2 protein-coding genes are annotated in these 2154 nt (G+C 44.3%); both read left to right on the forward strand.

Annotated elements, in window-relative coordinates; all coding sequences use genetic code 11:
- The first annotated feature begins 253 nt into the window (after positions 1–253).
- On the forward strand, positions 254–1375 hold the full coding sequence (locus GTH32_RS19140) for a zinc-binding dehydrogenase (RefSeq protein ID WP_163088786.1): 1122 nt from the start codon (positions 254–256) through the stop codon (positions 1373–1375).
- Between the two features lie 158 nt (positions 1376–1533).
- Positions 1534–2154: IS4 family transposase (locus tag GTH32_RS19145; protein ID WP_163088788.1), on the forward strand; the 621-nt coding region annotated here is incomplete at its 3' end.

A 2154-nucleotide genomic window follows, 5' to 3' on the forward strand; every position in this document is an offset into this window, starting at 1 on the left:
CGAATACGATTCACTATGCGACAGTGGAAAGCTGCACTCAAATGGTACAGCTCTATAGTAGACGGGGCCTGGGCCGGATGTGCATGAAATTAAATTCGTGGGGATCCCTCAGACTCTGACCCCTTTAACTCGGCACCTTAATTATAAGTTATTAGAACTCATATGTATTCGCAATATAAATATTACTGATAGGGGGGGCGTGTTAGCTTAAGGATATATTTAGCGTTTTATCACTAGGGCGGGAAACACCGATATGTATAAATCAAAACAACTTTTTACGCTTATTACCTCAGAAGGCGAGTTGCAAGTATCTCTTAAAGAGGTTGATGTACCAGAGTCTAAGCCCCACGAAGTTATCGTTCGTATGGAGGCGTCACCGATTAATCCTTCTGATATGTGGCCAATGTTTGGCCCCGCTAGTTTAGATAAGGCGTCGTTTAACGCTGATAAGGGAGCGCTTATTGCGCCAGTTCATAAGCCATTGCTAGCTCGTATTAAATCTCGTCTTGATCAAACGTTACCTATCGGCAATGAAGGTGCTGGAACCGTAGTTGCCGCTGGCGACAGCCCAGAAGCCCAAGCGTTGATGGGAAAAACCGTATCTATTCTTACGGGAGCAGCTTACACCGAATACGCATGCGTTCCCGTGCAAGTTTGTTTGCCTCATAGAGAAGGTACTACTGCTCAGCAAGCGGCATCATCCTTCGTTAATCCACTAACAGCACTTGGTATGGTAGAGACCATGCGAATGGAAGGTCACAAAGCATTAGTACATACCGCCGCAGCGTCTAACTTAGGCCAAATGCTGAATAAGATTTGCTTAGAGCAGGGTGTGGAGTTAGTGAACATTGTGCGCAGCCAAAAGCAGGTGGATATGCTTAAAGAAATTGGCGCCAAAATTGTGCTTGATTCTAGCAGTGAGAATTTTAAAGCAGAACTTTACCAAGCCATTGATAAATCAGGTGCAACGTTAGCTTTTGACGCCATTGGCGGTGGCGAGCTTGTTAGCGATATTCTCACTATGATGGAAGCATCTGGTAGCAAAGACGCCAAGGGTTTTAATACATACGGCTCTGATAGCAATAAACAGGTGTATATTTACGGCGGTTTAGACTTTTCTCCCACCATTTTAAATCGTGCGTATGGCATGACTTGGGGTATTGGCGGTTGGCTGCTAATGCGCTTTTTAGGTAAGCTTGATAAAAAGCGGGTGGGTGAGCTTTACCAAAAAGTAGCCGCTGAAATTAACACGACCTTTGCTTCTTCTTACACCAAGGAACTTAGTCTTGAAGAGGCGCTGCAGCCCGAAAATGTAGCGCTATACAATGCCAAAAAGACAGGCGAAAAATATTTAATTGTGCCAAACAAAGGGTAAAGAAATAATTGGGGCGGAGCTAACTTTTTACGAAAAGTACTCTGACCCTGAGGTATCCCCACAAATAATATAGCGAAATCAGTGGGATAAAAAAGATGGGAACATTCATGACGTTTGGTGATCAGATCTTTCGCCAAAAAAAGTGAAGGTTAAACGCCATGAATGCCCTGTCGATTGTGAACAAAGTCGTATCGCTTGTCAGCTTAAAAATGCATGAAACTCGGCAAAAAGCGGTTATTGCATGTGTAAACAGTTTGCTCAACGGGAGCGCAGTGACCGTCACGAGTATAGGTCGAGGCATTGACACCAAAGCGTTTGAGAAGCATCGCATTAAACGTGCGGACCGCTTGCTCTCAAACCCACATTTGTTAAGCGAAACGCCGTTTATCTATGCATCTATATGCCAACTATTTTGTGGCATCACGTCACGCCCTGTTATCTCAATCGATTGGTCAGATTTAGACGACTGTAAAGCGCATTTTCTTTTACGCGCAGCAATATCTTTAAAAGGTAGGCCCATCACACTGTATCAAGAAGTGCACTGCAATAAGACCAAAGAGAAACCAGCCACACACAAAACATTTTTAAAGACGTTGCACGCGATATTACCTTCTCACTGTCAGCCCATTATCGTCACCGACGCAAGGTATAGATCGCCTTGGTTTAGAGAAGTTAAGGCGCTAGGATGGGACATTGTTGGGCGTATCCGCAAGCCACATTTTTACTCGCTTGATAGAGGAAATACGTGGCAATGTATTCGTCATCTTTACGCACAAGCA

It is taken from the genome of Alteromonas profundi (assembly GCF_010500865.1).
GTDB lineage: Bacteria > Pseudomonadota > Gammaproteobacteria > Enterobacterales > Alteromonadaceae > Alteromonas > Alteromonas profundi.

Bases quoted from the DNA above. Each gene is read 5' to 3' on its own strand.
- GTH32_RS19140 (WP_163088786.1), top strand. From the start codon at position 254: ATGTATAAATCAAAACAACTTTTTACGCTTATTACCTCAGAAGGCGAG.